The organism is Luteibacter sp., from assembly GCF_036499525.1.
Lineage (GTDB): Bacteria > Pseudomonadota > Gammaproteobacteria > Xanthomonadales > Rhodanobacteraceae > Luteibacter.
Map to the genome: position 1 here is coordinate 1 of NZ_DASYDO010000055.1, position 22,304 is coordinate 22,304.

At 64.6% G+C, this 22,304-nt stretch carries 17 protein-coding genes and 1 tRNA gene; 14 read left to right on the plus strand and 4 right to left on the minus strand.

Translation table 11 applies throughout. From position 1 onward, the window contains the following. Together VGM71_RS10190 and typA are read right to left on the minus strand one after the other, a co-directional pair. The coding region (locus VGM71_RS10190) for a hypothetical protein (protein ID WP_331544694.1) at positions 1-535 on the minus strand (535 nt) is incomplete at its 3' end. A gap of 213 nt (positions 536-748) precedes the next feature. Beyond that, the gene (typA, locus tag VGM71_RS10195; protein WP_331544696.1) at positions 749-2,593 is read right to left on the minus strand and encodes a translational GTPase TypA; all 1,845 of its coding nucleotides are present in this window, start codon (positions 2,591-2,593) and stop codon (positions 749-751) included. Between the two features lie 164 nt (positions 2,594-2,757). On the opposite strand from typA, the gene VGM71_RS10200 reads away from it, so the two are divergent. The 5 genes from VGM71_RS10200 (at position 2,758) to VGM71_RS10220 (ending at position 8,576) form a co-directional block, all read left to right on the plus strand. After that, on the plus strand, positions 2,758-4,503 hold the full coding sequence (locus tag VGM71_RS10200; RefSeq protein WP_331544698.1) for a 3-hydroxybutyrate oligomer hydrolase family protein: 1,746 nt from the start codon (positions 2,758-2,760) through the stop codon (positions 4,501-4,503). A gap of 124 nt (positions 4,504-4,627) precedes the next feature. Then, complete coding sequence (locus VGM71_RS10205; RefSeq protein ID WP_331544700.1) at positions 4,628-5,134, plus strand: peptidylprolyl isomerase; 507 nt, start codon at positions 4,628-4,630, stop codon at positions 5,132-5,134. Between the two features lie 190 nt (positions 5,135-5,324). Beyond that, entirely contained in the window at positions 5,325-6,524 is a 1,200-nt protein-coding gene (locus VGM71_RS10210) for an aminotransferase class I/II-fold pyridoxal phosphate-dependent enzyme (protein WP_331544702.1), read from the plus strand. 34 nt (positions 6,525-6,558) lie between these two features. Further along, on the plus strand, positions 6,559-7,542 hold the full coding sequence (locus VGM71_RS10215; RefSeq protein WP_331544704.1) for a malate dehydrogenase: 984 nt from the start codon (positions 6,559-6,561) through the stop codon (positions 7,540-7,542). A 92-nt stretch (positions 7,543-7,634) separates the two neighbouring features. Further along, positions 7,635-8,576 carry a cation diffusion facilitator family transporter gene (locus VGM71_RS10220; protein WP_331544706.1) on the plus strand — a complete coding sequence of 314 codons (942 nt, stop codon included), beginning with the start codon at positions 7,635-7,637 and terminating at the stop codon, positions 8,574-8,576. A gap of 122 nt (positions 8,577-8,698) precedes the next feature. Here VGM71_RS10220 and gnd read toward each other — a convergent pair whose 3' ends face one another. Next, positions 8,699-9,703: a phosphogluconate dehydrogenase (NAD(+)-dependent, decarboxylating) gene (gene gnd, locus VGM71_RS10225; protein WP_331544708.1), complete on the minus strand. Its 1,005-nt coding sequence runs from the start codon at positions 9,701-9,703 to the stop codon at positions 8,699-8,701. A gap of 169 nt (positions 9,704-9,872) precedes the next feature. Between gnd and VGM71_RS10230 the strand changes: the two genes are divergently transcribed. From VGM71_RS10230 to VGM71_RS10250, 5 genes are all read left to right on the plus strand, one after another. Beyond that, positions 9,873-11,792 (plus strand): M1 family metallopeptidase, encoded by a 1,920-nt coding sequence (locus VGM71_RS10230; protein WP_331544710.1) that lies wholly within the window; start codon positions 9,873-9,875, stop codon positions 11,790-11,792. Between the two features lie 11 nt (positions 11,793-11,803). Continuing rightward, entirely contained in the window at positions 11,804-12,445 is a 642-nt protein-coding gene (locus VGM71_RS10235; RefSeq protein WP_331544712.1) for a Pr6Pr family membrane protein, read from the plus strand. A 120-nt stretch (positions 12,446-12,565) separates the two neighbouring features. Then, complete coding sequence (locus tag VGM71_RS10240) at positions 12,566-14,398, plus strand: ABC transporter ATP-binding protein (RefSeq protein WP_331544714.1); 1,833 nt, start codon at positions 12,566-12,568, stop codon at positions 14,396-14,398. A gap of 68 nt (positions 14,399-14,466) precedes the next feature. Further along, positions 14,467-15,369 (plus strand): DMT family transporter, encoded by a 903-nt coding sequence (locus tag VGM71_RS10245; RefSeq protein WP_331544716.1) that lies wholly within the window; start codon positions 14,467-14,469, stop codon positions 15,367-15,369. Positions 15,370-15,435: 66 nt separating this feature from the next. Beyond that, positions 15,436-17,070, plus strand: coding sequence for a serine hydrolase (locus tag VGM71_RS10250; RefSeq protein ID WP_331544718.1), 1,635 nt, complete (start codon positions 15,436-15,438; stop codon positions 17,068-17,070). Here the strand turns inward: VGM71_RS10250 and VGM71_RS10255 are convergent. Continuing rightward, entirely contained in the window at positions 17,024-19,426 is a 2,403-nt protein-coding gene (locus tag VGM71_RS10255) for a DUF3772 domain-containing protein (protein ID WP_331544720.1), read from the minus strand. The two genes, VGM71_RS10250 and VGM71_RS10255, sit on opposite strands and share 47 nt — an antisense overlap. A gap of 158 nt (positions 19,427-19,584) precedes the next feature. Here VGM71_RS10255 and tpiA point away from each other — a divergent pair, with 158 nt between their 5' ends. The 4 genes from tpiA (at position 19,585) to VGM71_RS10275 (ending at position 22,304) form a co-directional block, all read left to right on the plus strand. Beyond that, positions 19,585-20,337: a triose-phosphate isomerase gene (gene tpiA / locus VGM71_RS10260; RefSeq protein WP_331544722.1), complete on the plus strand. Its 753-nt coding sequence runs from the start codon at positions 19,585-19,587 to the stop codon at positions 20,335-20,337. A 25-nt stretch (positions 20,338-20,362) separates the two neighbouring features. Continuing rightward, positions 20,363-20,794: a preprotein translocase subunit SecG gene (gene secG, locus VGM71_RS10265; RefSeq protein ID WP_331544724.1), complete on the plus strand. Its 432-nt coding sequence runs from the start codon at positions 20,363-20,365 to the stop codon at positions 20,792-20,794. Positions 20,795-20,817: 23 nt separating this feature from the next. After that, positions 20,818-20,902: transfer RNA gene (locus VGM71_RS10270), tRNA-Leu, on the plus strand. A 169-nt stretch (positions 20,903-21,071) separates the two neighbouring features. Next, positions 21,072-22,304: an ATP-binding protein gene (locus VGM71_RS10275; RefSeq protein ID WP_331544726.1), complete on the plus strand. Its 1,233-nt coding sequence runs from the start codon at positions 21,072-21,074 to the stop codon at positions 22,302-22,304.

Below are 22,304 nucleotides of genomic sequence, written 5' to 3' on the forward strand. Positions count from 1 at the left end.
CGGCTTTGCCTGCATCCACGACGTTGGCCCACCCAGTCTCGTCGACATCGGGGAAGGATGCATTCGTTGGCGGCATGGAACCGCACTGAGACGGCGACAATCCTCTTGGAACCACCGCCACAAGGTCGAAGCGCTCCGATAGCGTACGCAACCACGTATCCACCGCGGTCCCGTCGTCCAGCGACCAAAGATAGGCCAAATCGGGAAGGACGCGGCGGGGATCCCTGCCAGGGCCGCCGAAGTTGAAGAAGATGGCGCCTTGACGATCCGGGCGTTTCCCTGCGTTGATCCGCACGAGTTCTACGCCGATGAGGCCCTTGCCGCTGCCCTGGTCATCGGCGATGGGTGCGAGCATGACACCGCACTCCAATCGTTTTTTCCAATAGGCAATCCATTTTTCGTCGACGTCCGATCCGGAGCATGTGCGCCAGGAGATCATTGACCATGTGGGTGCCGGCGCGGCTTTGACATCCAGACAAATCGGCACGACCAGCACTAGAAGGATTGCAGACAGTCTTGAAAGGGCATGTGCCATGGCGAGCTCCTTGGAAGGGAGCTACGTTAGTATCCGGAACGAGGCAACGAGAGCGGGCGACTGCGTCAGCCAGCGTAGGGTTTTGTGGCGACGCAGCAGGAGCATATCGACCTGCTGATGAAGCTGGTGCGGGACAGGTCCTGACACGACACAAAAGAAGAGGCCCGGCGTCAGCCGGGCCTCTTCGTATACGCAACAACCGCTGGATCGACCTTAGCCGCGCGAGGCCTTCTTGCGGTCGTTTTCGGTGAGATGCTTCTTGCGCATGCGGATTTCCCTCGGCGTCACTTCGACCAGCTCGTCGTCGTCGATGAAGTCCAGTGCCTGCTCCAGCGAGAACTTCGTCGCCGGGGTCAGCTGGATCGCGTCGTCCTTGCCCGATGCGCGCATGTTGGTCAGCGGCTTCGGCTTGATCGCGTTGACGGTAAGGTCGTTGTCCTTCGCGTGGATGCCGATCAGCTGGCCTTCGTACACCGAGTCACCCTCGGCGGCGAACAGCTTGCCGCGTTCCTGCAGGGGTCCGAGCGAATAGGCGGGGGTGGTGCCTGGAGCGTTCGCGATCATCACGCCGTTCTGGCGCTTGGCGATCGCTCCGGTTTCCATAGCGCCGTAGCTGTCGAACACATGGAACAGCAGGCCGCTACCCTGGGTGAGGGTCTTGAACTGGTTCTGGAAGCCGATGAGGCCACGCGCCGGAATCTTGTACTCGAGGCGCACGCGGCCCTTGCCGTCGGACACCATGTTCTTGAGCTGGCCCTTGCGGATGCCCAGGCGCTCCATGACCGGACCCTGGTGGACCTCTTCGAGATCGACGACCAGCTCCTCGATCGGCTCCATCTTCTGACCGTCGATTTCCTTGATGATGACTTCCGGACGCGACACGGCCAGTTCGTAGCCTTCGCGACGCATGTTCTCGATCAGCACCGAGAGGTGCAGTTCGCCGCGACCGGACACCAGGAACTTGTCGGCGTCGGAGCCGTCTTCCACGCGGAGGGCGACGTTATGCACCTTTTCGCGGTCGAGGCGCTCGCGCAACTGGCGGCTGGTGAGGAACTTGCCGCCGGACAGGTCCTTGTTGCCGACGAACGGCGAGTTGTTGACCTGGAAGGTCATGCTGATCATCGGCTCGTCGACGCTCAGCGCCGGCAGCGCTTCCGGTACGTCCAGCGAGGTGACGGTGTCGGAAATGGTCAGCTCGGTAATGCCCGAGATGGCGACGATGTCGCCCGCCTCGGCCGAATCCTGCTCGATGCGCTCGAGGCCGAGGAAACCGAGTACCTGGGCGACCTTGCCCTGGCGCTTCTTGCCTTCGCGGTCGATCACGGCGACCGGCATGCCCTTCTTCAGGGTGCCGCGCTGGATGCGGCCGATGCCGATGACGCCGACGAAGTTGTTGTAGTCGAGCTGGCTGATGCGCATCTGGAAGGCGCCTTCCGGATCGACGTCGGGCTTCGGCGCGTGCTGCATGATCGCTTCGTACAGCGGGGTCATGTCGCCTTCGCGGGCGTTCTCGTCGAGCGAGGCATAGCCGTTAAGGGCCGAGGCGTAGACGATCGGGAATTCCATCTGCTCGTCGTTGGCGCCGAGCTTTTCGAAGAGGTCCCACACCTGCTCGACAACCCACTCGGGGCGCGCGCCCGGACGGTCGATCTTGTTGACGACCACGATCGGCTTGAAGCCCATCGCGAACGCCTTCTGGGTCACGAAGCGGGTCTGCGGCATCGGGCCGTCCATCGCGTCGACGAGGATCAGCACGGTGTCGACCATCGACAGCACGCGCTCCACCTCACCGCCGAAGTCGGCGTGTCCCGGGGTGTCGACGATGTTGATGCGGTTCTTGACGTCCTTTTTCTTGTCTTCCCAGGTGATGGCCGTGTTCTTGGCCAGGATCGTGATGCCACGCTCCTTTTCCTGGTCGTTCGAATCCATCACGCGCTCTGCAAGCACGGTGCGCTCGTTGAGCGTGCCGGACTGCTTGAGGAGCTGATCGACGAGGGTGGTCTTGCCGTGGTCGACGTGAGCCACGATGGCGATATTGCGCAGGAATTCGATCGACATGCGTCATGCGCCGGCCTTCAGCCGGTGCACCTCATTGGTTTGGGAAGCCGCCGATTATAAAGGAAATTGGCGACTTTCGCATGACTGGGCGGGCCGCCTCCTTGCGCCGGTTGCCCGGCTCCCGCATCTTGCTGGTTTTCCCGGCGAAAGGCTCGATGCGCCCCATGGACAGCTCCGGCGAAGTACGCGTCACCACGCATCGCGACGGCGACGACCTGCTCAGCGCCGGCCTGGGCCTCCGCGGCCTCGCCGGTGCGCCGGCACCCTTCGTCCAGCCGGCCGCGCCCACGACCGCCGAGCTTCGCCGTCGCGCCGTCCAGAGCAGCTGGAAGGGCATTGCCGACCTCGGTCCGCTCGGCGGCTTCGGCACGCTGTATGGGCAGGTGCCCGATATACCGGGCCGGGAGTTCGCCGCCTTCGCGACGCTGGCTGGCGCCAGTGCGCCGCATCGCGTACTGGTCCAGGTGCCGGACGGCTTCGATCGCACGAAGCGCTGCCTCGTCGTCACGGCCTCCCCGGGCACGCGCGGGATCTATGGTTCCATCGCCCTCGCCGGGGCCTGGGGCCTGCCGCGCGGCTGTGCCGTAGCCTATACCGACAAGGCTGCGGGAAGCGGTTACTTCGATAGCTCGGACGGCAGCGGCGTCACGCTTGACGGCACACGTGCGAAGGCGGGCCAGGCCCCACTCGAGTTCGAGCCAAAAGGGGTGAGCGCCCAGGCCGGCATCGCCGTCAAGCATGCGCATTCCGGCGATCACCCCGAAGCGGATTGGGGTCGCCACGTCCTGCAGGCAGCCCGCTTCGGGCTTGCCATGCTCGACCAGGCCTTTCCCGACGAAGCTCCGTTCACGCCCGTCAACACGCGCATCATCGCCACCGGCCTGTCCAATGGCGGCGGCGCGGTGTTGCGCGCGGCCGGGGAGGACACGGACGGCATCCTCGCCGCCGTCGTGGCGCTCGCGCCGAACATCCACGTGGCCGGCCATGGCCGGCCGTTCTATGACTACGCCACGGAAGCCGCCTTGCTGTTGCCGGCCGCCCTGGCGGCGCCTGACTTCGACGGTCTCCCCTTCGCCCGCATCGCCAGCGCGCAACCTCCCGCCTGGGCCCTGCGCGGTGCTTCGTTGCGGGCCCACGGCAGGCTGGCCGGCGCCACTCCGGTCGCCCAGGCCGCGGAGGCTCTGGCGATGTTGCGGGCATCCGGGTGGCAGGACGATGCACTGGCGGCAGGGGCATCTTCCACGTCGCTGGACCTGTGGCGCACGGTGACGGTGGCCTACGCCTCCGCGTACCTGCGGCGCCTGGTGGGAGACATGCCCTGCGGCTTTTCCTATCGCCCGCAGCATACGGGGGGCCTGGCGGGGCCGGTCGATGCCATCGTCCGCGCCGCCTGGTGGGCTGACGGCTCCGGTTCGCCCCCTGGCGCGGGCATCCTGCTCGCCGGTGGGAGCGACCTGTCGATGGACCCGACCCTGCCCGGCAACCTTTGCCTGCGTGAGTTGTGGACGGGGCAGGGGACGGATGCGCAGCGTCTGCATGAGGCGGTGGATGCCACGGCGGCGACCTTGCCACGCGAAAACCTGCCGATCCTCGTGGTGCACGGCGCGCAGGACGGCCTGATTCCCATGGCCTTCACATCGAAACCATACGTGAAGTGGCTGCGCGCCTCCGGTCGGTCACCCGTATTCTGGAAGGTGCCTTACGCCCAGCACTTCGACGCCTTCCTGGCTTTCCCTGATTTCGGCGACCGCCATGCACCGCTCCTTCCCTTCGGCTATGCCTCCCTGGACCGGGCATGGGCTTACGTGACGGAAGGCCGCCCCCTGCCCGAGGACGCGGCGGTGCGCGACACGCAGCCGCGCGGGCCCGCCGCCTTCACGGCCACTGCCCTGGCCCTTCCGGCCGCCTGAGCCGCCGTCACGCTTTGTTGCTTGAAGTCCTGTGACAGGGGCGCCATCTTCGGTAGCCTTGCAGCCCCCGGGCCGGTTGCGACGAGCGAGCCGGCCTGCATTTCAACGTGTTACAGGAATCGCGATGACCATCAACGTCACCATGAAGACGAACAAGGGCGACATTCACCTGCGCCTGCACGACGAGAAGACCCCGATGACGGTGGCCAACTTCGTCAACCTGGCCAGGCGTGGCTATTACGACGGCTTGTCGTTCCATCGCGTCATCACCGACTTCATGGTCCAGGGCGGCTGTCCCGAGGGCTCTGGCCGGGGCGGCCCCGGTTACAAGTTCGGCGACGAATTCGACAGCAGCCTGAAGCACGACAAGCCGGGCGTCCTCTCCATGGCCAATGCCGGCCCGGGGACCAACGGTTCGCAGTTCTTCATCACCCACGGCCCAACGCCGTGGCTGGACGGCAAGCACAGCGTGTTCGGCGAAATCGTCGGCGCGGAAGACCAGAAGGTGATCGACGCCATTCGCCAGGAAGACACCATCGAGAAGGTGGAGGTTTCGGGCGACGTGGACGCGCTCCTCGAGAAGCAGGCTGACAACGTGGCGAAGTGGAACGAGACGCTGGACGCGCGCTAAAGCCCTTTGTAGGAGCGCGCCTGCGCGCGACATCTTTTAAGACTATCCCCGGAGCTGGCGCGTGAGCTTTCGGACCGGGGCGAAAACATGTCGCGCGCGAGGCGCGCTCCTACGCGCCCTTGGACAGAGCGGAGGGCTGCGGGGCCGTGTTAAAATGGCGGCCTTTGCCCCAGCCCCCGTCGAGGAAACGATGCCGCAGCTCGCCAAGCGTATCGGTCGTGCCAAGCCCAGCGCGATCATGGTCATTGCCGAGAAGGCCAGGCGCCTGAAGGCCGAAGGTCGCGACATCGTCAACTTCTCGATCGGCGTGCCTAATTTCCTTCCTGGCGAGCACGTCTATGCCGCCGCCCGCGAGGCCCTGGCGAGGGATTCCGGCCAGTACGGCAGCAACCGCGGTCCTGATGCGCTCATCGACGCCTTCCTCGCGCACATCGAGGCCCTGGGCCTCACCGGCTACACCCGCAAGAACATCACCACGGGCGTCGGCGCGAAGCAGGTGCTCTATAACCTGGCCGAGGCGCTGCTCGACGAAGGCGACGAAATCGCCTTCCCGGCGCCGTACTGGACCAGCTACCTCGATATCGCCGAGATAGTCGGCGCGAAGATCAACATCCTGCCGTGCCCGCCGGAGCAGCACTACAAGCTCACGCCGGCGCAGCTGGACGCCGCGCTGGCGCGCAAGCCGCGCGTGTTCCTGTTCAACAACCCGTCCAATCCCACGGGCATGGTCTATACGCGGGAGGAAGTTGCCGCGCTGGCCGACGTGATCGCCATGTATCCGGACACATGGGTCGTCACCGATGACATCTACAACACGATGGTGTTCGACGGCATGGGCTACCACAATTTCGTGCACGCCCGTCCGGAGCTGAAGGACCGCGTGATCTTCGTCGATTCGATTTCGAAGACCTACGGCATGCCGGGCTGGCGCGTGGGCTTCATCGCCGCGCCGGAATCCGTGGCCCTGGCCGTCACGACGCTTAACTCCAATCACATCACCAGCCTGCCGGAAGTGGTGAACGCCGCGGCCCTGGCCGCGCTGTCCGGTCCGCAGGACATTCCTACCGCGAAGCGCGCCGAATTCGCGGTAAAGCGCGACCGGGTGTACAACGCGCTGGTGTCCATCCCCGGCGTGGTCTGCCCGCGTCCGCAGGGTGCGTTCTACGCATTCCCCGATATTTCGGTGGCCTTCGGCAAGAAGCACAACGGCGTCGCGATCGATTCCGATGTCGACTTCTGCGCGGTGCTGCTCGAAGCCAAGGGCGTGGCCTGCGTGCCGGGTTCGGCCTTCGGCGAGCCGCGCGCGCTGCGCATTTCCTATTCCTGCCCGCACGAGGCGCTCGACAAGGGCATGGCCCGCATCGTCGAGTTCTTCGCCGAGCTCACCTGATCGTCAGTCCAAGCGACAATTGAGGAGTCGAAAGATGAAAGCACCCGTTCGCGTCGCCGTCACCGGCGCAGCCGGCCAGATCGGCTATGCCCTCCTGTTCCGTATCGCCGCCGGCGACATGCTCGGTCCCGACCAGCCGGTGATCCTGCACCTCCTCGAGATCACCCCGGCGCTTCCGGCGCTGCAGGGCGTGGTGATGGAGCTCAATGACTGCGCGTTTCCGACCCTCGCGGGCGTGGTCGCCACGGACGATGTGAACGTCGCCTTCAAGGATGTCGATTACGCACTGCTCGTCGGTGCGCGTCCGCGTGGCCCGGGCATGGAGCGCAAGGACCTGCTCGAGGCCAACGGCGCCATCTTCGGCCCGCAGGGCAAGGCGCTGAACGACTACGCCAAGCGCGACGTGCGCGTGCTGGTCGTCGGCAACCCGGCGAACACCAACGCGCTGATCGCCCAGCAGAATGCCCCGGACCTCGATCCGAAGTGCTTCACCGCCATGGTTCGCCTCGACCACAACCGTGCGCTGTCGCAGCTGGCCGAGAAGACCGGTGCCCACACCACCGAGATCAGGAAGCTCACCATCTGGGGCAACCACAGTTCCACCCAGTACCCGGACCTGCACGAAGCCTCGGTGAAGGGCAAGGCGGCACTGGAGCAGGTCGACCCGGCCTGGTACGCCGACACCTTCATCCCGACCGTGCAGCAGCGTGGCGCAGCCATCATCAAGGCCCGCGGCGCCTCGTCGGCCGCGTCGGCCGCGTCGGCCGCCATCGATCACATGCGCGACTGGGCGCTCGGCACGGCCGAGGGTGACTGGACCTCGATGGGTATTCCGTCCGACGGCTCGTACGGCATCGCGCCGGGCGTGATCTTCGGTTTCCCGGTGACGGTGAAGGACAGCAAGTACGCTATCGTGCAGGGCCTGAAGATCAACGGGTTCTCGCAGGCGCGCATCGACGCAACCGACAAGGAACTGCGCGAGGAACGCGCAGGCGTGGAGCACCTGTTCGCGAAGTGATCGCGGCAGGCTTCTGCAAATGAGGAGGCCGCGCTGCAAGGCGCGGCTTTTTTCTTTTTTATCACCTATGACCTTGCAACCTTCACGTCGCCATGGCCCACAGTCCTCGTCTTGTCATCTACGCCGCGCTGGCCGCCAACGTCGGCATGGCCGTGGCGAAATTCATCGCCGCGGCCCTAAGCGGCAGTTCGGCCATGCTGTCCGAGGGCGTGCATTCGCTGGTGGACAGCGTCAACGAGGTGCTCCTGCTGTACGGCCTGCGCCGCTCGCAGCGGCGGCCCGATCGGCAGAACCCGCTGGGTTACGGAAGGGAGCTGTATTTCTGGAGCTTCATCGTCGCCCTGCTGGTGCTGGCCCTCGGTGCGGGCTTTTCCCTCTACGAGGGCGTCAGCCACATCCTCACGCCGGAACCCCTGCGCGATCCGACGTTGAACTACATCGTGCTGGCCGTGGGCGTGCTGTTCGAGGGCACGTCGTGGTGGCTATCGCTGAAGAGCGTGCAGCGGAAGAAGGGAGCACTCGGCTATTTCGAAGCCTTCCGCAGTACCCGGGATCCGACCACCTTCACCGTGCTGTTCGAGGACACCGCCGCGTTACTGGGCCTTGCCATTGCCGCGCTGGGCATTTACCTGTCGCATGCCCTCGGCGATCCGCGCATCGACGGCTGGGCCTCGATCGGCATCGCGCTGGTGCTTGCGCTGGCGTCCGCGCTGCTGGCCCGTGAGAGCAAGGCCCTGCTCATCGGCGAACCTGCCACGCCGAACCTGCTGGCTAAGGTCTGCCGCATCGCCGGTCGCGTGAAAGGCGTGGAAGCGGTGAATGGCGTACTCACCTTGCAGGTGGGGCCCGACCACGTGCTGGTCGCCATCTCGGCAGCTTTCGACGATCGCCTGACGACGGTGGAGATCGAGGACGTCGTGCGCACCATCGAGGCGCGCACCAAGGAAGCTAGCCTGCCGATCGTGGCGCTTTTCATCAAGCCACAGACGCCCGAGCGATGGCGCGAGCGGATGCGCGAACTGGATGGCGATTGAGAACCTGTGTAGGAGCGCGCCCTGCGCGCGACATGTTTCCGCGCCAGTCCCCAGGCTGGCGCGCCAGCTCCGGGGAACGGCCTCAAAACATGTCGCGCGCAGGGCGCGCCCCTACATCATCCTCAGGAGTGCTCGCCTTCCTTCGGCGGCTTGCCGCGGCCTTCGATGTGGCCGCCGAAGCCCATGCGCATCGCGGACAGCAGGCGCTCGGCGTAGGTGTGGTCCTGACGCGAGCGGAAGCGGGCAAAGAGGGCGGAGGTGAGCACCTCGGCCGGCACGGCCTGCTCGATGGCGGCGTTGATCGTCCAGCGGCCTTCGCCTGAATCGTCCACGTAGCCGGAGTAGTTGTCGAGTTCCGGGCCCTTCGCCAGCGCGCTGGCGGTGAGGTCGAGCAGCCATGACGACACCACGCTGCCACGGCGCCACACCTCGGCGATGTCGGCCATGTCGAGCTGGTAGCGCTCGCGCTCGGGCAGGTGTGCGGCGTTGCGGTTCTTCAGGATGTCGAAGCCCTCCGCGAACGACTGCATCATGCCGTACTCGATCCCGTTGTGGATCATCTTGACGAAGTGGCCCGCACCCGCCGGACCGGCGTGCATATAGCCGTTCTCCACGCGTGCGTCACGGCCTTCGCGGCCCTCGGTACGCGGAATGTCGCCGGCACCCGGGGCCAGCGTCTTGAAGATGGGATCGAGGTAGTCGACGGTGGGCTTGTCGCCGCCGATCATCATGCAGTAGCCGCGCTCAAGGCCCCACACGCCGCCGGAGGTGCCGACATCGACATAGTGCTGGCCCTTCCCGGCGAGCGTTTCGGCACGGCGCGCGTCGTCCTTGTAGAACGTGTTGCCGCCGTCGATGACGATGTCGTCCTTGCCCAGCAGGTCGCTCACCTTCGCGATGGTGGTTTCGGTGATCTCGCCGGCCGGCAGCATGACCCACACCACGCGGGGGGAGGGCAGGGCCTTGACCAGTGCCTCGAGTGAGTCGACGGCCTGGCCGCCGTCCTTCGCCAGCGCATCGCGGGCCGTGGCGTTGTTGTCATAGACCACGGTCTCGTGACCATCCCTCATCAGCCGGCGGGCGATATTGCCGCCCATGCGGCCCAGTCCGATCAAACCGATTTTCATGCCTCGGGGTCCTCGATGTGTGCAAATGGGAAATATGCGGTTATCCGGGCCGTACGCAAGATATACATACGGATGCCGTCTGACCCAGGATAGGAACCTGACTTCCGGCATGGTGGAGTCCGGATTCGGTTGCCGGTTACGCTGGGGGGTCGCCCCACGAGTGTAGCCGATGAAAAACCTTGTCCGATTGTCGCTCGCTGCCGTCGCCCTCGCAGGTGCCTGTACTGCCATGGCCTCCCATTTCGATCCGCGCGAGACCTTCGCGCCGTTCACCTACCCTCAACCGGTAAACGCCTATCGCTCCGCGAGCGGCATGCCCGGCCCGATGTTCTGGCAGAATCGCGCCGATTATGAGCTGGCCGCGACGCTCGATCCCGTGAAGAACACGCTGAACGGCAAGGCCACCATTCGCTACACGAACAACAGCCCTGACGCGCTCGACGTGCTGTGGCTGCAGTTGGACGAGGATCGCTTCACCGCCGATGCGCGCGGCAATTTCACCTCGGGGAAGACGGAAAAGCGCCATACCGACGGCTACCGCATCGCCTCGGTCACGATCGACGGGAAGAAGGTCGACTACGTCGTCAGCGACACCCGCATGCAGGTGCGCCTGCCCCAGGCAGTGGCTGCGAAGGGCGGCAAGATTTCGCTGATCGTCGCCTATTCTTACGACCTGCCTGGCGACTTCGGTGGCCGGACCGGCTTCGCGCCCTCGAAGAACGGCACTATCTACGAGATGGCCCAGTGGTATCCGCGCATGTGCGTCTACGACGACCTGCGTGGCTGGGATACCGCGCCCTACCTCAACAGCGAGTTCTATCTCGAATACGGCGACATCGACTATGCCGTCACGGTACCGTCCGACATGATCGTTGCCGGGTCCGGCGAACTGGTGAACCCCGAGGACGTGCTGACCGCCACGCAGCGCGATCGGCTCGCCAAGGCACGCCAGAGCGACAGGACAGTCATGATCCGCACCGCCGCCGAGGTCACCGATCCGGCCAGCCGTCCCAGGCAGGGCGGCACGCTCACCTGGAAGTTCCGCATGAAGAACACGCGCGACGTGGCCTTCGGCGCCTCCACGGCATACGTGTGGGATGCCGCGCGGATCAACCTGCCGGAAGGCAAGACCGCCCTCGCGATGTCCGTGTATCCGGTGGAGAGCGTGGGCCAGGATCGCTGGAGCCGTTCGACCGAATACATGAAGGCGTCCGTCGAGCACTTCTCCACGAAGTGGTACCCGTATCCCTATCCCGTGGCGATCAACGAGGCGGGCACGGCGGCCAGCGGCATGGAGTATCCGGGCATCGTGTTCGATCCCATGAAGGCGCCGGCGAAGCCGCTGCACATGGTGACCGCGCATGAGATCGGCCACACCTGGTTCCCCATGATCGTAGGCAGCGACGAGCGTCGCAATGCGTGGATGGACGAAGGCTTCAACACCTTCATCGACGTGTACGAGGCCGACGCGTTCAACCATGGCGAGTTCGCGCCCAAGCGCGACGGCGAATACGCGCCCAAGGGCGGCAACCCGGTCGACGAGATCCTGCCTCTGCTGGCCGACAAGGACGCCCCGCCGCTGCTGATCGGCGCCGACATGATCAAGGAGAAGTACCGCCATCCGGCCACGTACTTCAAGGCCGCGCTGGGCCTGGTGCTGCTGCGCGAAGAAATCATCGGTCCCGAGCGCTTCGATCCCGCTTTCCGCAAGTACATCGCCACCTGGGCCTACAGGCACCCCTCGCCGTCGGACTTTTTCCGGCTGATGGAGAGCGAAGCGGGCGAGGACCTGTCCTGGTTCTGGCGCGGCTGGTTCGAACACAACTGGCAACTGGACATGTCGGTGGACAAGGTGGAAGGCACGATGGTTACCGTGTCCAACCTCGACCAGTTGGTGATGCCGGCGACGCTCCGGATCACCTTCGATGACAAATCCACGCGCGATATCCGCATCCCGGTAGAAACCTGGCAGCAGCACGAGAGCTTCGACGTGGACGTTCCCGGCAGCCGCAAGATCGTTCGCGCGGAAATCGATGCGGACCACAAGATTCCGGATCGGGATCGCGGCAATAATGGGTGGCCCCGCTGACGGAATGCTCCATGTCGACTCGCACCGCCGCCGTGTCCAATCTCTTCGCCATCGTCGTCGCGGCGGTGGCGTGGCCGAGCCTCGTCCTGCAGTACTGGCTCATCGTGTGGTCTGGTTCGCTGGGCGCGGTGACGGTGCGTTATTTCAGCTTCTTCACCATCCTTTCGAACCTGCTGGTCGCGCTCGTCGCCGCGTCCGCGGCGATGGGCGGTAACTGGACGCCCCTGCGAATCCTGCGCGTACCGCGGGTGCGGGGCCTTGCTGCGTTGTGCATTGCGGTGACGGGATTGGTCTACTTCGCGGTGCTGCGGTCGTCATGGCACCCATTGGGACCGCAGTTGATCGCAGACCGCTCGCTGCATTACGTGGTGCCGGTGCTGTACCTCGTATGGTGGTTCGCGCTGTTGCCGCACGGCACTCTTCGCTGGCGTGACGCATTGCGCTGGCTGTGGTTCCCGTTGCTGTTCGCACTCTGGACCTTCGTGAGGGGCGCCATCGTGGACGAATACCCGTACCCGTTCCTCGACGTGGGCCGGCTGGGCTACCCCGTGGCGTTACTCAACGCGGCGCTGGTCGCGGTGCTGTTCCTGGTCCTGGGCTTGGGCTTCGTCGCCCTGGACAAGGCGCTCGGCAGGCGACCCGCTGAATTGTAGGAGCGCGCCCTGCGCGCGACAGGTTTTCGCACCTGTTCCTGGGCTGGCGCGCCAGCTTCAAGTCATGGCCTCAAAACCTGTCGCGCGCAGGGCGCGCTCCTACGGGACTAGAATGGCGGAATGATCTTCCGCTGGTTCGAATCCCTCATCGACATCTTCCGCGAGGCGCCTGACCGGGCCCCCCCGAAGAGTGTCCTCCGCTTCTACACGTATTACCTCGGACAGGTCTGGAAGATCTTCGTGGCGACGCTCGTCGTCGGCCTGGCGGTGGCGCTGATCGAAGTGGCGCTGTTCGACTTCCTCGGCCGCATCGTGGACATGGCGCAGAAGACGCCGGCGGCCGTATTCTTCCAGGTACATTGGCGCACGCTGGCCTGGATGGCCTTCGTGGTCGTCCTGCTGCGCCCGCTGGCGATGGCCCTGCACGACCTGCTGGTGAACCAGGCGCTGAGCCCCGGCATGACCAACATGGTTCGCTGGCAGCACCACCGTTACGTACTGAAGCAGAGCCTGGCGTTCTTCCAGAACGATTTCGCCGGCCGCATCGCGAACCGCATCATGCAGACTGCTCCGTCGCTGCGCGAATCCGCGGTGCAGGTGGTGGATGCGCTGTGGTACGTGAGCGTATACGCCGGCACCTCGGTCTACCTGTTCGCGAAGGCCGATATCCGGCTGGCGCTGCCGCTGCTGGGGTGGATCCTCTGCTACATCGGCATGCTCCTGTTCTTCGTTCCGCGGGTGAAAGAGCGCTCGTGGCGCGCCTCCGAGGCGCGCTCTAAGCTGATGGGCCGCATCGTCGACGGTTATAGCAACGTCATCACGCTGAAACTGTTCGCGCATACGCATCGCGAAGAGGCCTACGCACAGGAAGCGATGCGCGAGCAGACCGACAAAGTGCGCTCGTCCAGCCGCATGGTCACGGGGATGGACGTGTCGATCACGTCGCTCAACGGCCTGCTGATTGCAGGCACCAGCTCCCTGGCACTGTGGCTGTGGGTACATGGGAAGGTGTCGACGGGGCAGGTGGCCCTCGCCGTGGGCCTGGTGATCCGTATCAACAACATGTCCGGCTGGATCATGTGGGTGGTCAACGGCATCTTCGAGAACGTGGGCACCGTGCAGGACGGCATCACCACGATCTCTCAGGAGCGCACGGTGCTGGATCGCGACGACGCCGTGCCGCTGCGGGTCACGCGCGGCGAGGTGCGTTTCGACGATGTCCACTTCCATTACGGGAAGGCCGGTGGCGTCATCGCCGGGCTGGACCTCATCGTTCGGCCGGGTGAGAAGATTGGCCTGGTCGGTCCCTCGGGCGCCGGCAAGACCACCCTGGTCAACGTAATGCTGCGCCTCTACGACCTCGAAGACGGCCGCATCAGCATCGACGGGCAGGACATCGCGAAGGTGACCCAGGAATCCCTGCGCTCGCATATCGGCGTGGTGACCCAGGACACCTCGCTGCTGCATCGCTCGATTCGCGACAACCTGCTGTACGGTCGCCCCGACGCCACCGAAGCCCAGATGCTGGCCGCGGTACGCCAGGCGCGCGCGGACGAGTTCATTCCCGGGCTTTCCGACGGGGAAGGGCGCACCGGTTTCGATGCGCATGCGGGCGAGCGCGGCGTGAAGCTGTCCGGCGGACAGCGGCAGCGCATCGCCATCGCGCGCGTGCTGCTGAAGGACGCGCCGATCCTGGTGCTGGACGAGGCCACCTCGGCACTGGATTCCGAGGCGGAAGCAGCGATCCAGGAAAGCCTTGAAATCCTCATGCGGGGCAAGACGGTGATCGCCATTGCCCACCGCCTGTCCACCATCGCAAAGATGGATCGGCTGGTGGTGATGGAGCGCGGCGCCATCGTGGAAACCGGTACGCATGCGGAACTGATCGCGCATGGCGGCTTGTATGCCCGCCTGTGGGCCCACCAGACCGGCGGTTTCGTAGGCGTCGAGTAACAGTATCGCCGACAGGGTCGGCCCCCCCGTTCCAGCGACAATAATGGTCAGCCACGAGTGAGGTTCGCATGTCGTCCGCCGCAGATACCCCGATCGATTCGCTCGCCCCGCCCGCGGAGCGCGACTGGCGCACCCTGGCGGAACTCGTGGCCCTGGGCGCGATTTGGGGTGGGTCCTTCCTCTTCATGCGCGTGGCGGCGAAGGACTTCGGTCCGTTCCCCATGGTCGCGACGCGCCTGGCGTTCGGCTCGGTCATCCTGCTGCCGCTGTTGTGGCGCGCGCGTTCGACCATCCGCTTTTCCCATCTGTGGAAGATGCTGGTGATGGGTGCCCTGAGCGCGGCCATCCCGTTCACTCTCTTCGCATGGGGGGCCGAACGCGCACCCGCTGGTATCGGTGCCATCGCCAACAGCATGACGGTGCTGTTCGCGGCCCTCGTCGCCTTCATCGGCTTCGGCGAGAAGATCGGTACGCGCAAGGCCATTGCCCTCGTGGCGGGTTTCGTTGGCGTGGTGATCCTGGCCAGTGGCCGCACGGCCGGCGAGAACGTCGCGCCTGCCGCCGTCGCCGGTGCCGCCGCGTCGTTCTGCTATGGCTTGGCCGCCAACCTCATCAAGAAGTACCTCGCCGATATTTCGCCCACGGCGGTGGCCGCCGGGTGCCTGCTCGGCGCGACCTTGCTGATGGCGCCGCTTGCGTGGATGACCTGGCCGGAGGCCCCCATCCCGACAAAGTCATGGGTTGCCGTCGTCGCGCTGGGCGTGCTCTCCACCGGCCTGGCCTATGCGTTCTATTTTCGCCTGATCCAGCGCATCGGCGCACCGCGCGCGGCTACCTCCACCTATCTGGTGCCCTTGTTCGGCGTGGCCTGGGCGTGGATGTTCCTCGGCGAGGCACTGACCCCGACGATGGGCCTCGCGGGCGTCGTCATCCTGGGCAGCGTCATCTTCAGCCAGAAACGCAAGGCCTGATCGATCCCTTTCGCCGGAGGTGCGGCATGGACTAGGCTCGGCTCTCTTCAGCTGCCGGGACCCTCCATGTCGCGCCTTCGCCATCTCCTCGCCTTCGGCGTTACCAGCTTCGTCTTCGCGCTCGTTGCGCAAGCGCAGCAGGCCAATACGCCGACTTCTCCCGCGGCGAACGAAACCGCCGTGCGTCCTGCCGCGCTCGCCGACTTCGACGCTTACGTGGATGCCACGCGCAAGCAGTTCGACGTGCCGGGCATCGGCGTGGCAATCGTGAAGGACGGCAAGACCGTGCTGGAGATGGGTTCCGGCGTGCGCAAGCTAGGCGAGCCGGCGAAGGTGGATGCGCATACGCAGTTCGCCATCGCGTCGAACACCAAGGCCTTCACCGCCGCGTCCCTCTCGATCCTCGCGGACGAGAAAAAGCTGGACATGAACGACCGCGTCGTCGACCGGCTGCCGTGGTTCCAGATGTCCGACCCCTATGTGACCCGCGAAATGCGCATCCGCGACCTGCTCGCGCACCGTAGCGGTCTCAGCCTGGGTGCGGGCGACCTGCTGTACTGGCCGGCCACGACCTATACGACGCAGGAGGTGGTGCAGCGCCTGCGCCATGTGCCATTGACCAACAGCTTCCGCGCCGAGTACGCGTACGACAACATCCTCTTCGCCGTGGCCGGCCTCGTCATCGAACAGGTTTCGGGCAAGCCCTGGGCGGACTTCGTGCGCGAACGCATCTTCACGCCGCTCGGCATGACCGAATCGCAGACCCATGCGCCCGACAGCATCGGTCCGGACGACGACATCGCCACTGGCCACGCGAAATTCGACTTCAAGGACCTGAAACCGGTGGCGCCGATGTCGTGGAACAACAACCAGGCCGCCGGCGGGATCTATTCGAGCGTGCATGACCTCTCGAAGTGGATGAACATGCAGCTGGCCGGCGGTACCTATACCGATGCCTCGGGCAAGGAACAGCGCCTCTTCAGCGAGAAGCGCCAGGCGGAAATGTGGTCGCTGATCACTCCCATCCGGATTTCAGAGCCCAGCGTGCCTGAACTCGAGGCCACGAAGCCAAACTTCTCCGGATACGGCGAAGGCTGGTTCGTGTCGGATTACCGCGGCCATAAGCTGGTGTGGCATACCGGCGGCTGGCCCGGCATGGTGTCGCGCGTGACCCTGGTTCCGGATCTCAAGCTCGGCATCGTGGTGCTGACCAACCAGGAATCCGGCTCGGCTTTCCAGGCGGTCACGTTCCGCGCGCTGGACGCCTTCATGGATGCGCCGAAGACCGACTGGAACGCGGCTTACGCGGCGAGCGGGAAGAAGTCGGAAGCCAACGCCGACGACAGCATGAAGAAGCACGAGGCCGCGCGCACGAAGGGTTCGAAGCCGTCGCTCCCGCTGGATGGCTACGCCGGCACCTACCGCGATCCCTGGTACGGCGACGTCAAGGTGACGAAGGAGGGCGGCAAGCTGGTGATGAGCTTCACGAAGACGGCGCAGCTCAGGGGCACGCTTGAGCCGTGGCAGCACGACACGTTCATCGCGCACTGGAAAGACCGCTCGCTCAACGGCGATGCCTTCGTGAACTTCGCGCTCGATCCAGACGGCAAGGTGCGCGAGGTGCGCATGGAACCGGTCTCGCCGTTGACGGACTTCAGCTTCGATTTCCAGGATCTGCGCCTGGTTCCGGTGAAGGACTGACGAGGTCGCCCAGGCCACCTGCCGACCGCAGCACCAGGTCCTGCGGTCGCAGCAGTGGAATATCGCCAGTACGCAGCCGCGCGATGATGTCGAAGAGAAGATCGCTCTTCACGCCTCCCACGTCGCGCGGGCTGCCCACGTAACAGATGGCCAGGAAGGTCATCGCCGCATGGTCGATGTTATCCAGCATCACCAGCGGCGCAGGTGTTTCCTGCACAGAGGCATGGGCATGCATCGCCTCGAGCATGTGGTTCCGCACGTCGACCGGATCGGTGTCCAGCGGCATCGGCAGCTTGAACAGCACGCGGCCCTGCGGATTGGCCATCGTCATGTTGCGCACGGGCTTCGTGATGAAGGAGGAGTTGGGCACGATGATGGTCGAGCGGTCGGCCACCTGGATTTCGGTGGCGCGCACGTTGATCCGGCGAATATCGCCCTCGGCGTCGTCCAGCACTACCCAGTCGCCCACCTTCACCGGCCGCTCCGCCAGCAGGATCAGGCCAGAAATGAAGTTCTGCACGATCGCCTGGAGGCCGAAGCCGATACCGACCGAGAGCGCGGAGGCGACCCAGGCCACGTTCTGCACTGACAGTCCCATCGCCAGCAGGGCGATGGCCACGACGATCACGATGCCGACATAGCCCAGGAGAGTGGTGAGCGAACTGCGCATCCCTGGATCGAGGTTGGTCCGCGGCAGGTACTGTTCGGACATCCAGTTCTTTATCACCCGCACGGCCAGAAGGCCGAGGAAGAAGAGGACGATCGAACTCAGGATCTGGCTGGGCTTCAGCTCGACGTTGTAGATCTTCAGCGACTGCAGCTTGCTGCCCAGCGCGACGATGTCCGAGGCACCGGCACCGAAGCCGGACATCACGGCGGTGAGCCCGAACAGGAACAGACCCAGGCGCACCACGCCGGAAAGCAGCACGCCCGCCTGGTCGAGCAGCTTCGGGTGCGTGCCGAACACTGCCTGCGCGCGCGCACTCATCGGGCCCTTTTCCGACAGCACGGTCTCGAACAGGTCGTCGACGAGGCGCATCGCGAGATACGTCGCGGCAATGACGATCGCCGTCCACACGACCTGGCCCGCCATGAAGGAGGCGAAGGCAATGAAGCCGGCGAGCAGTCCGATCCAGGACGCGACGATGGCGATCCACGCGGCCGCGATGAACAGGCTTGCCCAGATCGGCCGTGGTGGCGGCGGTGTGCCGTCCTCGCCGTAGTGGTGCGTGCGGCTCAGTCGCAGCAACGCCACCGCGCTGAGCGCCGTCAGCACGATCGCCTGCAGGCTGCTGGTGAGCACGGTGGCGGCCAGGCTGGTGCCGATCGTGCGATTCAATTCCTTCAGGAAATAGAAGAGCACCACCGCCAGCGAAATCAGCATGGGGAAGCGGCGCAGTGCCAGCGCTGTTTCGTCTGCGATGGCGGGCAGGCGCCAGGAAGGCCGCTTCGCCGAAAGTAGCGCACGGCCGAGCCCGGCCACGAAAGCACCGAAGAACACGATGCGCACGATGGCGCGCGCGATCTCGTCGGTCTCGTCGCTGAAAACGTCGTTCCAGTTAAGGCCAAGATAAAGCAGCTGCGTACCGAGGCCCGTGGTAAGCGTGGAAGTGAGCGCGATGCCGACGATCAACGCCGAACGACGGAGCCGCCCGGGCGGCATGCGATTGGCGGTGAGGCTGCGCACGCGCGATTCGATGTAGAAGCGCACGCCGGTCATGAGCAGGAGGCCAAGCAGGACGCAAATGATCAGCGCCGTGCGGTTGCCGGTGGACCAGCTGTTGGCGAGATCGCTCTTCACCGCACCGGCGAACGTCCGCAGGTTCGCCGAATCGCGCGGGAACGCCGCCGCCGGGTCGGACCAGAAGGGGCGCGAGAGCGGGGAGCTCGTGCGCTGCGAAATCGTTTCCTGGAAGCGCGTGCGGCGCAGGTCCGACAGCTGGTTGCCTGTTTGCTGGGCCTCCAGCGCGAGGCCGTCCGCCTGCTTGATCCGCGCATCGACGATGTCGAAGGCCTTCTGTGCCTCCTTACGGGTGGCGGCAAGCTCAGGGGCTTCCTTAACGCCGGCGGCCGGCGCGGGGCCGAGCTGGTCGAGCCGCGCCTTTGCGCCGTCCCGCTCCGGCTGCAGCGTGCCCGACACCTTTTGCGCGGCGCTCGCCACATCGATGGTCTTCCCGCGCAGGTCATCCACGTCCTGGTTGGATATCTTGTCGTCCTTCATCGCCTTCTCGATCTTGTCGAGTTGGCTGCGCATGTCGTCGATCTGCTGGGCGGGCGTGGCCTCGTCGGTCTGCGCCAGGGCGCCGCCGGAGCAGGCCAGGAGCAGGGCGATAAAGAAAATTCTCAGAATGTGCATGGGCGCATGTTCGAAGGTGCTGCCGATCAGGTCAAATGCCCGACCGATACGTTACCCTCGGTGAACGGCCTGCGGCCGCTCCATGCGGCAATGCAGCTTTGCCGGTGGGGGTGCCGTCGCTATCCTGCCGCCCCTTTCTCCACGCCTGGAAGCCTCGTATGCGCAAAAAGCTGGTCGCCGGTAACTGGAAGATGCACGGTTCCCGCGCCATGGCCGACGCCGTCGTCCGCGAGATCGTCGAGAACCTGCCCAACGGGGTGGACGTGCTGGTTTTCCCGCCGGACGTGTACCTGGGGGAATTAAGCGACCGCTACGGTGACCGCGGCCTCGGCTTTGGCGCGCAGGATCTTTCCGAGCACCACGTGCCGGGCGCTTACACGGGTGAAGTCTCTGGCGAGATGTTGCGCGACGTCGGCGCGAGCTGCGTCCTGGTGGGCCATTCCGAGCGCCGTCAGTACCAGCGGGAAAGCGACGAGCTGGTGGCGAAGAAATTCCAGGCCGCGCGCAAGGCCGGACTGCAGGCCATCCTCTGCGTCGGCGAGACCTTCGAGGAACATGAAGCGGGGCAGGCCGAGGAGGTCATCGGCCGCCAGCTGGGGGCCGTGCTCGACTGTTGCGGCATCGAGAGTTTCCTCACTGCCGTGGTCGCCTACGAGCCGGTCTGGGCCATCGGTACGGGGCTTACCGCCACCCCCGGGAAGGTACAGACGATTCATGCCGCCATCCGTAGCCAACTGGCAAAAAAGGATGCTAATATCTCGCTCCTGACCCGGGTGCTTTACGGCGGAAGCGTCAAGCCGGCCAATGCGGCCGAACTTTTCGCCCAGCCGGATGTAGACGGGGGACTTATCGGTGGCGCCTCCCTGGTGGCTTCCGATTTCCTGGATATATGCGCCGCGGCGCGTCGATAAACGCGACACGGCAAAACTAGAAGACATGTTCATTCTCTTCAGCGTTTTTTATATCCTGATCGCCGCGGCGATGATCGTGCTGATTCTTTTGCAGCGCGGTGCCGGTGCGGAGGCAGGTTCCGGTTTCGGTGGCGGTGCTTCCGCCACGGTGTTCGGTGCGCGCGGTTCGTCCAGCTTCATGACGCGCGCCACCGCGGTGCTCGCCGCCCTGTTTTTCCTGCTCAGCCTCGGCATGGGCATGTACCTCGGTCGCACGGGCAATCCCCAGCCGGCCGCGGATCTTGGCGTGATGTCGGGCGTTACCACGCCGGCCGCTCCCGCCAACAACGCTCCGGTAGCCCCGGCCGCGTCGGATGTGCCCCGCGCACCCGCCGCCACCGCTCCGGCAGCGAACAACGATGTTCCGGCCCCGAAGCAGGAAGCCACACAGGCTCCCGCGGAACCGGCCAAGAAGTAATCGCAACACGCAGTAAAAGTTATGCCCAGGTGGCGGAATTGGTAGACGCACTACCTTGAGGTGGTAGCGGCTTAGGTCGTGGGGGTTCGAGTCCCCCCTTGGGCACCAACGCAAGATCCGGACAACCTCAACCGGATTGCAAAGAAACCCGCGAAAGCGGGTTTTTTTGTATCTGATGAAAGCACGTGGCTCACGTCATCTGCAATTTTTTTGCAGATGGCGCTAACAGGTGCTAGATTTATCGGGACTTTTTCCACTTTTGCTGCGGAATTTCTGCATGTTGATCGAATTCTCCGTCGCCAATTTCCGTTCGTTCCGGGAACGCCAGACATTCCAGATGACGGCGGCTCCGCGCCTGGGGAAGAAGGAAAACGCTTTCAGCCCTGATGTCGCAGGCGAAAAGCTGCCCCAACTCTTGAAGGTGGGGGCGATTTACGGCGGGAACGCCTCCGGAAAGACGAACTTCATCAAGGCTCTGGGCGTAATTTTCAGGTTGGCAAAGCTCCGTCCGGATGCCAAGGCACGCAACCTGCCGGTGGAACCGTTTCGGTTCGACACATCGCTCGCGAACGAGCCCAGTACCTTCGAGGTGCATTTCCTAAGAGACGGCATACGCTACCAGTTCAACGTAGGCGCTACTCGCGAGCGCATCGTGCACGAAGCGCTGAGGGCATTCCCCCGCGGAAAGGAAACGTTGCTCTATACGCGGAACTACCTCCAGGCAGCCGACGAATACGTGTTCGGCGAGTCGTTCGAGGGAGAGGTGGGTGTTCGGGACGTCTGGCGACGCCTGACAGGGCCCCAGTCGTTGTTCATATCGCAAGCCGTAGCCAATAGCAGCGAAGACCTCCGCCAGCTACGTACTCCGCATTCATGGCTTTCTTCGGGCGCATTCGTTCTTGACGATGGCCCAAAGCAACTGGGTGTTCTTGCCGAGGTGCAAACAGACGATTCCTGGAGCGAGGACATGAGCGATTCCTGGAATGAAGGTATGAGTACCTATCTTCAGGATATCGATGTGCCTGTCACGAACATCCGCTGGGAGGCATCTGAATCGAAAAAGGGGAGGCGAGCCATCCTGACTCATCGCACGAGGCTCGGCGAAGCCGACTTCGAGCTGTCGGAGGAATCGAATGGCACGAGGAACCTGATCGGCTTCTGGACGCTGTGGAATGTCCTTATAGGAGCCGCGGGGAAATCCCCGGAAAAGTTCGGCCTGATCATCGTCGACGAACTCGATGCGAGCCTTCACCCTGAGATTGTCGAACACCTCGTGAGCAGGCACATTTCCTCGGATTCGACAACGCAGCTTATCTTCACCACGCACGACACGCACCTCATGAGCACTCGCTTGCTCAGGCGAGACCAGCTTTGGGTCGCAGACCGGAACAGTGACGGCGCCACGCGTCTGACTTCGATTCACTCCTACGAAGGACGTGAGGGCGAGGACGTCGAAAAGCGATATTTCGAAGGCCGCTATCGCGGCCTGCCTGTACGTAGACGAGGTTGA

What these genes read in the sequence shown, in the direction of transcription:
- typA (WP_331544696.1), bottom strand. Translation starts at nt 2,593, where the DNA reads ATGTCGATCGAATTCCTGCGCAATATCGCCATCGTGGCTCACGTCGAC.
- VGM71_RS10200 (WP_331544698.1), top strand. Translation starts at nt 2,758, where the DNA reads ATGGACAGCTCCGGCGAAGTACGCGTCACCACGCATCGCGACGGCGAC.
- VGM71_RS10205 (WP_331544700.1), top strand. Translation starts at nt 4,628, where the DNA reads ATGACCATCAACGTCACCATGAAGACGAACAAGGGCGACATTCACCTG.
- VGM71_RS10210 (WP_331544702.1), top strand. Translation starts at nt 5,325, where the DNA reads ATGCCGCAGCTCGCCAAGCGTATCGGTCGTGCCAAGCCCAGCGCGATC.
- VGM71_RS10215 (WP_331544704.1), top strand. Translation starts at nt 6,559, where the DNA reads ATGAAAGCACCCGTTCGCGTCGCCGTCACCGGCGCAGCCGGCCAGATC.
- VGM71_RS10220 (WP_331544706.1), top strand. Translation starts at nt 7,635, where the DNA reads ATGGCCCACAGTCCTCGTCTTGTCATCTACGCCGCGCTGGCCGCCAAC.
- gnd (WP_331544708.1), bottom strand. Translation starts at nt 9,703, where the DNA reads ATGAAAATCGGTTTGATCGGACTGGGCCGCATGGGCGGCAATATCGCC.
- VGM71_RS10230 (WP_331544710.1), top strand. Translation starts at nt 9,873, where the DNA reads ATGAAAAACCTTGTCCGATTGTCGCTCGCTGCCGTCGCCCTCGCAGGT.
- VGM71_RS10235 (WP_331544712.1), top strand. Translation starts at nt 11,804, where the DNA reads ATGTCGACTCGCACCGCCGCCGTGTCCAATCTCTTCGCCATCGTCGTC.
- VGM71_RS10240 (WP_331544714.1), top strand. Translation starts at nt 12,566, where the DNA reads ATGATCTTCCGCTGGTTCGAATCCCTCATCGACATCTTCCGCGAGGCG.
- VGM71_RS10245 (WP_331544716.1), top strand. Translation starts at nt 14,467, where the DNA reads ATGTCGTCCGCCGCAGATACCCCGATCGATTCGCTCGCCCCGCCCGCG.
- VGM71_RS10250 (WP_331544718.1), top strand. Translation starts at nt 15,436, where the DNA reads ATGTCGCGCCTTCGCCATCTCCTCGCCTTCGGCGTTACCAGCTTCGTC.
- VGM71_RS10255 (WP_331544720.1), bottom strand. Translation starts at nt 19,426, where the DNA reads ATGCACATTCTGAGAATTTTCTTTATCGCCCTGCTCCTGGCCTGCTCC.
- tpiA (WP_331544722.1), top strand. Translation starts at nt 19,585, where the DNA reads ATGCGCAAAAAGCTGGTCGCCGGTAACTGGAAGATGCACGGTTCCCGC.
- secG (WP_331544724.1), top strand. Translation starts at nt 20,363, where the DNA reads ATGTTCATTCTCTTCAGCGTTTTTTATATCCTGATCGCCGCGGCGATG.
- VGM71_RS10275 (WP_331544726.1), top strand. Translation starts at nt 21,072, where the DNA reads ATGTTGATCGAATTCTCCGTCGCCAATTTCCGTTCGTTCCGGGAACGC.